General features: G+C 47.4%; 6 protein-coding genes. 1 reads left to right on the top strand and 5 read right to left on the bottom strand.

Features of this window, described 5'->3' with window-relative positions; genetic code table 11:
• Positions 1-203: 203 nt before the first annotated feature.
• From thrS to HMPREF2955_RS08815, 5 genes are all read right to left on the bottom strand, one after another.
• Positions 204-2,168 carry a threonine--tRNA ligase gene (thrS, locus tag HMPREF2955_RS08835; protein WP_070722744.1) on the bottom strand — a complete coding sequence of 655 codons (1,965 nt, stop codon included), beginning with the start codon at positions 2,166-2,168 and terminating at the stop codon, positions 204-206.
• A gap of 125 nt (positions 2,169-2,293) precedes the next feature.
• Complete coding sequence (locus HMPREF2955_RS08830; RefSeq protein WP_070722741.1) at positions 2,294-3,859, bottom strand: peptide chain release factor 3; 1,566 nt, start codon at positions 3,857-3,859, stop codon at positions 2,294-2,296.
• Between the two features lie 153 nt (positions 3,860-4,012).
• Positions 4,013-4,861, bottom strand: coding sequence for a dTDP-4-dehydrorhamnose reductase (gene rfbD / locus HMPREF2955_RS08825; protein WP_070722740.1), 849 nt, complete (start codon positions 4,859-4,861; stop codon positions 4,013-4,015).
• Between the two features lie 17 nt (positions 4,862-4,878).
• Entirely contained in the window at positions 4,879-5,427 is a 549-nt protein-coding gene (locus HMPREF2955_RS08820; protein WP_070722737.1) for a DUF4924 family protein, read from the bottom strand.
• Between the two features lie 83 nt (positions 5,428-5,510).
• Positions 5,511-6,179: a LysE family translocator gene (locus tag HMPREF2955_RS08815; protein ID WP_019188446.1), complete on the bottom strand. Its 669-nt coding sequence runs from the start codon at positions 6,177-6,179 to the stop codon at positions 5,511-5,513.
• Between the two features lie 211 nt (positions 6,180-6,390).
• On the opposite strand from HMPREF2955_RS08815, the gene HMPREF2955_RS08810 reads away from it, so the two are divergent.
• Positions 6,391-7,371: an ROK family protein gene (locus HMPREF2955_RS08810; RefSeq protein ID WP_019188445.1), complete on the top strand. Its 981-nt coding sequence runs from the start codon at positions 6,391-6,393 to the stop codon at positions 7,369-7,371.
• Positions 7,372-7,824: the final 453 nt, after the last annotated feature.

Genomic DNA, 7,824 nt, shown 5'->3' with positions numbered 1-7,824 from the left:
TTCCTAAGAGGGAATTAACTGAATTACCCTATATAAACCGACTTATGGACGTAGCTTTCGCAGGTGTGTTGCGGAGGCTAGCCCATAAGCCGGTGGCTTAGTTTATGAGTTGAACAGTTGGCCAGTTAACCAATTAACCAGTTGACCAGTTAACAAGTTGGCCAGTTAATAAGTTGACCTGTTAACGAGTTGTTATGCGCGTTTTAATCGTTGGGATGGATGTCGGTAGCAGCCAATTGAGCGGCCACTTCGTCGTTAATGCGCTTAGCAAACTCTTCCATCGACATCGTGGCTTGCTCTCCACCACCTTGCTTTCTCATCGAAACAAGTCCTTCGGCAGCCTCTTTTTCGCCAACAACAACCATGTAAGGAACACGTTTAATTTCGTTATCGCGTATCTTACGGCCGATTTTCTCGTTGCGAACGTCGAGCGTTGCACGAACGCCAACGCTGTCTAAGTATTTGGCCACACGTTGTGCATAGTCGTTGTACTTCTCTGATATGGGCAGAATGGCCACTTGGTCGGGGATGAGCCACAATGGGAAGTGTCCGGCGGTGTGTTCAATAAGAACAGCTGTGAAACGTTCCATCGAACCGAAAGGCGCGCGGTGAACCATCACGGGCGTTTGCTTCGTGTTGTCTTCGGCCGTGTATTCCAACTTAAAGCGTTCGGGCAGGTTATAGTCTACTTGTATTGTGCCCAACTGCCAGCGACGTCCGATAGCGTCCTTTATCATGAAGTCGAGTTTAGGGCCATAGAAAGCCGCTTCGCCATAAGCAATCTTTGCGTCGAGCCCTTTTTCTTTGCAAGCGTCGATAATGGCCTGCTCGCTTTCTTCCCAAACTTCGTCAGAGCCAATATACTTCGTGGTGTTCTTCGGGTCGCGCAAACTTATTTGTGCCTCAAAGTCGTCGAAATGGAAGATTTTGAATACGGCCTGGATGATGTCCATCACGCGCAGGAACTCGTTCTTAACTTGTTCGGGGCGGCAGAAGATGTGGGCATCGTCTTGTGTAAACGAGCGAACACGGGTAAGTCCGTGCAACTCGCCACTCTTTTCGTAACGGTAAACCGTGCCGAACTCTGCGATACGCAGGGGCAGGTCTTTATACGAGCGGGGTTTCCATGCAAATACCTCACAGTGGTGTGGGCAGTTCATGGGTTTGAGCATGTACTCTTCGTCTTCTTCGGGCGTATGTATGGGCTGGAACGAGTCTTTGCCATAGTGCGCATAGTGCCCCGAAGTTACATAGAGGTTCTTACTGCCGATATGTGGGGTAATTACTTCTTGATAACCAAAGCGTTTCTGTATTTTACGCAACATGTTCTGTAAGCGCAGGCGGAGTTCTGTTCCTTTCGGCAACCAAATGGGTAAGCCTTTGCCCACGCGTTCGGAGAACATGAATAGTTCCATTTCTTTCCCAATCTTGCGGTGGTCGCGTTTCTTGGCCTCTTCAAGCATAATAAGATACTCGTCAAGCATCTTTTTCTTGGGGAACGTGATGCCGTATATACGCGTTAGCTGGTCTTTCTGAGCGTCGCCACGCCAAAAAGCGCCGGCCACACTCGTGAGCTTGATGGCCTTAATGGGGCCTGTGGACATGAGGTGTGGGCCACGACAGAGGTCGGTAAACGCTCCTTGTGAGTAAGTAGAGATAGTACCGTCTTCCAAATCGAGGTCAATATGTTCGCACTTATATTCCTGTCCATCTTCCTTAAACTCTTTCAGGGCATCGGATTTCGACACCTCGCGGCGCACGATAGCCTCGTCTCTCTTGGCAAATTCGCGCATCTTCTCTTCTATTTTAGGGAAGTCGTTCTCGCTGATGGGCGTTCCGTCTTTGGTCATTACGTCATAGAAGAAGCCGTTCTCTACGGCAGGACCAAAGCCGAACTGAATGCCGGGGTAGAGCGCTTGCAAAGCTTCGGCCAACAGGTGAGCCGACGAATGCCAAAAGGTGTGTTTGCCTTCCTCGTCTTCCCATTTGTAAAGCGCAATCGTTGCGTCTTCGTTTATGGGACGGTTAAGCTCGGTAGTCTTGCCGTTTACGCCAATCGACAGCACGTCGCGCGCTAAGGCTGGCGAGATGCTCTTTGCTATTTCCAAGCCGGTAATGCCTTTTTCGTACTCGCGGATGGAGCCATCCGGAAATGTTATCTTTATCATATACCTTTTAATTTATTGTCGTTTTGATTGCAAAAATACGATTTTCTTTTTACATCAAGCACAGATTTTTTCAAAATATACCATGCTTTGGGCATGGTAAGGAGTTACTGATAGTGTGTAAGCACCTAAAATTCGCTTGTGAAATGGAACTTGATGTGTTCGAAATCTTGCTGCGCCATGCTCAACACATAGCCCGAATCGGCCAAGAATACGTCGCGTCCTTCGCGGTCTTTGGCCATATATTGGTACTTGCGTTTTTTGAAATTCTCCAGTTCTTTGGGGTCGTCAGACTCTATCCAACAGGCTTTGTGCAGGTGAACGGGTTCCCAACGGCATTTGGCATTGTACTCATTTTGAAGTCGATACTGGATGACTTCGAATTGAAGTTGACCAACTGTGCCGATGATTTTGCGCCCATTGAATTGGTTGATGAAGAGTTGTGCCACGCCTTCGTCCATCAATTGCTCGATACCCTTGTTCAGTTGCTTGGCCTTCATGGGGTCGTCGTTCTCGATATACTTGAACATCTCTGGCGAGAACGATGGCAAGCCGCGGAAGTGTAGCAACTCTCCTTCGGTTAAGGTGTCGCCAATCTTAAATATTCCGTTGTCGGGTAGGCCGATGATGTCGCCAGGATAGGCTTCGTCGATGGTGCTTTTGCGTTGCGCCATGAACTGTGTCGGACTGCTGAAACGCAGCGTTTTGTCGAGTCGAACGTGTCGATAGGGCTGGTTTCGCACAAACTTGCCGCTGCATATCTTGCAGAATGCGATGCACGAGCGGTGGTTGGGGTCGATATTTGCCGTTATTTTGAAGATGAACCCCGTAAATTTCGATTCAGTGGGCTGCACTTCGCGCTCTTCTGCCATAGTGGGCTTGGGGCTTGGAGCAATCTGCACAAAGCAATTGAGCAGTTCTTGAACACCAAAGTTGTTGAGCGCGCTACCAAAGAACACGGGCGCAACATGCCCTGCACGATAGGTTTCCACGTCAAATTCGGGGTAAACGCCGTCTACCAGTTCCAAATCATCGCGAAGTTTCTGTGCGTCTTGTTCGCCAATATGTTCGCTTAGTTCGTCGCTATTTACGTCTACCTCCACCTTTTCGGTAACGCGTTGTTTGTCGGGAGTGAACAATTGCAGTTGGTTTTCGTAGATATTGAACACCCCTTTGAAACGTTCGCCTTGGTTAATGGGCCACGAAAGGGGCCTAACCTTTATTTGCAGTTCCTCTTCTAACTCGTCAAGCAGGTCGAACGGGTCGCGTCCTTCGCGGTCCATCTTGTTGACAAAGATAATCACAGGGGTGTTCCGCATTCGGCAAACCTCCATTAGCTTGCGTGTTTGTGTTTCAACACCTTTGGCCGAATCCACAACAATGATGGCCGAATCTACCGCTGTAAGTGTGCGATAAGTGTCTTCGGCGAAGTCTTGGTGTCCGGGTGTGTCCAGGATATTCACCTTATAGCCTTCGTAATCGAACTCCATCACCGAGGTAGAAACCGATATGCCACGTTGTTTCTCGATGTCCATCCAGTCGGATGTGGCCGTTTTTCTTATCTTGTTGCTCTTTACTGCTCCTGCCACCTGTATCTGTCCGCCGAACAACAAGAATTTTTCAGTGAGTGTTGTCTTACCAGCGTCGGGGTGAGAGATGATGGCAAAGGTTCGTCTTCTTTCTATTTCAGTCATTATTTCCTATGTTCTTATTCAAAGTTGACAAGTTAACGGGTTAACGAGTTGACAAGTCTGTTATTCTGTTGACAAGTTAACGGGTTAACAAGTTGACAGAGCCGTTATTCAGTCGACAGGTCCGTTATTTTGTAAACCGTGTTAATTTCATGATTAAAGTTTGGCAATACACTTGGCCAACGACTCCTCCCAATGGGGTATCTCGATGCCGTAAGCAGCCTTAATCTTCGTCTTGTCGAGCACGCTATATGCAGGGCGACAGGCTGGGGTGGGGTATTCTGCGGTGTGCAAGGGAGAAACTTGGCAAGTATTTATTCCCGATAGGCGATGTATGCTCTTGGTAAAGTCGTACCAACTTGTTACGCCCTCGTTAGAAAAGTGGTAAACGCCAGGCTTGATGCCCTTGTCTATGGCCGTCATTATCGCCGTAGCAAGGTCGTGAGCGTAGGTTGGCGTACCCACCTGGTCGAAGATAACGCCTAGTTGTTCGCGTTCTCTTCCTAGGCGAATCATTGTTTTCACAAAGTTGTTTCCAAACTCGCTGTACAGCCAAGCCGTTCTTATAATCATGGCGTTTGGACAGAGTTTACTTACGGCCTGTTCGCCTTCCAACTTCGTTTGTCCATAAATGCTATTAGGGCAAGGCTCGTCTGTTTCCACGTATGGCGTGTGTTTAGTGCCGTTGAAAACGTAGTCGGTAGACACCTGTACCATCCATCCGCCGCGTTTGGCTACGGCCTCTGCTAAAAAAGCAGGGGCGTCGGCGTTCAGTTTTCGCGCCAGCTGCGGGTCGCTTTCGGCCTTGTCTACGGCCGTATAGGCAGCGCAGTTCACGATGCCGTCAATCTCGTTCGCCTCAACAAAACGTTCGATGGCAGCTTTGTCGGTGATGTCTAATTCGTTAACGTCGGTGTTAAGCCACGTGTGTTGTGCATACTGCGCTTGCAGCAGCTGTATTTCGTTTCCTAGTTGGCCGTTGCAGCCCGTAATCAAAATATTCATTTATGCAGTGATTATGTTTATTCGTCTTCAAAAACCAGTCCTTCGCGCTTGTCTTTCTGATAATAATCAGCGAGCATTCCCACAAAGGTGGAAATTTCTTTGATGGCAGTCATGGTGTCGGGGGTAATCTCCTTTTGTTTCAATCTCAACAACATCACGCCGTAAAGCGCATCAAGGCATGTTTCAATCTCGTTCACCTCCTTATCGCCCTTGTTGCGTAGCTCAACGATGAAGGGCAGCACCTTATAGTATGCCGCATTGTAGAAAGGAAACTTGGTGCTTTGCATCAACAGGTTGTGCAGGTCCATCAAATCCTTTACGATGATGGCATTTATTTGCAGATGCCCCCGTTCGCGTTTCCCTTCTTGGTTCATCATGCGCACAAGATTGCCGTACCAGTCGAGCATTTCTTCTTTTTGTTCGGCAGTATAGTCGAACTTGTCTATGTATTCGTGCCTGATACGTTGCAACGAACAGCCGTAAGCGCGTATCAGGTCTTCTATTTGCCACATATATAATATGTATTCGGCAATGCTTTTTTCTCTTAGTTGTTTGGCGATGTACATTTGTTGATGCTTGCTAGGGATGAAAATGAGCCACTCCTTATTATATAGAATAGGAGTACAAGGGCGACGTGCGGCAGGGTGCGTTAGTATTCGAATGTGTAGAGATTGAATATCGTGCCTATGAGAAATATCACCGAAAAGATGATGACCACGCTGCCGATAATCTTGTTGATGAGTATAATTCCACCTTTATCGAACTTTCCGCGCACCTTATCAATAAGCCAAGTAAGCCCGAACCACCATATTAAAGCGCCCAACACAATGCCTGTATATCCGCCAACCATCAGCCAAGGCCTGTTCGGGACAACGAAAGCGAACTGGGCAAAGGTGGCCATGAAGAGGAAAATGATGAGTGGATTGGAGAAAGTTACAAGAAAAGCGGTTATGCCGTTGTGTATCAATGTGCCCTTGCCCTTACCGCTGTAATGCACTTTTTTGGTGGGGTTAGACTTGAAACAGTAAATCCCAAAAAACATCAACAATACACTTCCCGATATTTTAAGGGCGAAAAGTGTGCGTGGGGCGGTGATGAGATCCATGATGAAACTCATTCCATAGCCAGTAACCAAGGCGTAAATCATATCGCTTACCGCCGCACCAATGCCTGTGATAAAACCATACCATCTGCCTTTGTTCAGTGTTCGCTGAACACAAAGCACTCCCACAGGCCCCATCGGAGCAGAGGCAATAAGACCAATAAGTATTCCCTTGAATACAATGTCTACAATATCTATATGAAAAGGTAAGGGCATAACGGATGCAAAATTGCAAAAAATATGCGGATTGAGCAAATTTTCAACTTATAAGTTTGTGTTATTCCATATTTTTCATAACTTTGTCAACGCTTAATTTAAGGCTAAATACAAAAGGATGGCGCAATGCTGCCACCATTTAGGACCGGTGTACAAGGCCTATATCCACGAAAGCAAACAATTATTACTAAACTAAAAATAAAGACACAACATGAGTGTAATAGAAGATTTGAAACCATACGTCATTGGTTTAGACCTGGGTGGAACGAACTCTGTATTTGGTATCGTTGATAGCCGAGGCGAAATTAAGGCCACTACGGCCATTAAGACACAAGCCTATGCAAGCGTAGAAGACTATGTTAAGGCTTCGCTCGACGCGCTTCACATCATCATTGAGCAGGTTGGAGGTATCGGAACCATTAAGGCAATGGGTATCGGTGCGCCCAACGGCAACTACTATAAAGGAACGATAGAGTTTGCTCCCAACTTGACTTGGGGACACAATGGGGTTGTTCCTTTGGCCGAAATGTTCTCCGAGGGTTTAGGCGGCATCCCCGTTGCTCTTACCAACGATGCCAATGCGGCCGCCATCGGCGAAATGACGTATGGCGTTGCACGTGGAATGAAAAACTTTATCGTCATCACGCTAGGTACGGGTGTGGGCTCCGGCATCGTTATTAATGGGCAAGTGGTGTATGGCAGCGACGGTTTTGCCGGCGAGTTAGGACACGTCATCGCCCAGAGAGAAGGTGGACGCAGCTGTGGGTGTGGCCGCTTTGGTTGCTTGGAAACCTATTGCTCGGCAACGGGTGTGGCACGTTCGGCACGCGAGTTCTTGGAGAAAACCACAACTCCCTCCGTCCTTCGCGACTTGAAACCGGAAGAAATCACATCGCTTGATGTATCACTTGCGGCTGCTAAGGGCGACAAGTTGGCTGTAGATGTTTACGAGTTTACGGGCAAGATGCTTGGTCAGGCATGTGCAGACTTCGCTGCTTTCTCTTCGCCAGAGGCGTTTATCTTCTTCGGCGGACTGACCAAGGCCGGCGATTTGCTGATGAAACCGCTTAAAAAGGCATACGATGAGAGCGTGTTGAAGATTTTCAAAGACAAGGCAAAGTTCCTCATTAGCGGTCTTGAAGGCTCTTCGGCTGCCGTCCTTGGCGCAAGTGCCGTGGGATGGGACTTGTAAACAATGCTTTTTGTTAAGCTATATTGCCTTTTAGGCCTCTAAGTTAGGTGAGCTTTTGGTTTATGAGTTTTCGGTTTTCGGGCTCTAACGAACGATAAGTTTGTTGGTTCTTAGCTTGAAAGAAACGCAATTCAACTCATAAACCAAAAGCTCACCAACTTAGAAACACATCCACTTAGAAAACTTCTACCTAGAAAACCAGCAACTTATAACTGTCCCAATGAATGTTGAGCGTAAACACCATACCTGTATTTTCGTTGTGATAGGGTAGCTTACCAACTTGTCACTGGTTAACTTGTCAACTCGCTAACCAGTTAACTTGTTAACTCGTCAACTGGTTAACCTGTTAACTCGCCCACTGGTTAGCCTGCCAACTCATCGGCTTAAAAGCTTAAAATATTTTTTTTTGTTTTACAATGTCGCTCTAATTTTCGCTCCGTTCTAGCGAAAATA

Origin of the sequence: Prevotella sp. HMSC073D09 (assembly GCF_001814145.1) — a bacterium.
In the GTDB taxonomy this organism is placed as follows: domain Bacteria; phylum Bacteroidota; class Bacteroidia; order Bacteroidales; family Bacteroidaceae; genus Prevotella; species Prevotella conceptionensis.
Note: the sequence above shows the minus strand (reverse complement) of the source record. Positions and strands in the feature narration are given on the sequence as shown.

Excerpts from the sequence above, each read along its gene's own strand:
- thrS (WP_070722744.1), bottom strand. The coding sequence starts at position 2,168 with ATGATAAAGATAACATTTCCGGATGGCTCCATCCGCGAGTACGAAAAA.
- HMPREF2955_RS08830 (WP_070722741.1), bottom strand. The coding sequence starts at position 3,859 with ATGACTGAAATAGAAAGAAGACGAACCTTTGCCATCATCTCTCACCCC.
- rfbD (WP_070722740.1), bottom strand. The coding sequence starts at position 4,861 with ATGAATATTTTGATTACGGGCTGCAACGGCCAACTAGGAAACGAAATA.
- HMPREF2955_RS08820 (WP_070722737.1), bottom strand. The coding sequence starts at position 5,427 with ATGTACATCGCCAAACAACTAAGAGAAAAAAGCATTGCCGAATACATA.
- HMPREF2955_RS08815 (WP_019188446.1), bottom strand. The coding sequence starts at position 6,179 with ATGCCCTTACCTTTTCATATAGATATTGTAGACATTGTATTCAAGGGA.
- HMPREF2955_RS08810 (WP_019188445.1), top strand. The coding sequence starts at position 6,391 with ATGAGTGTAATAGAAGATTTGAAACCATACGTCATTGGTTTAGACCTG.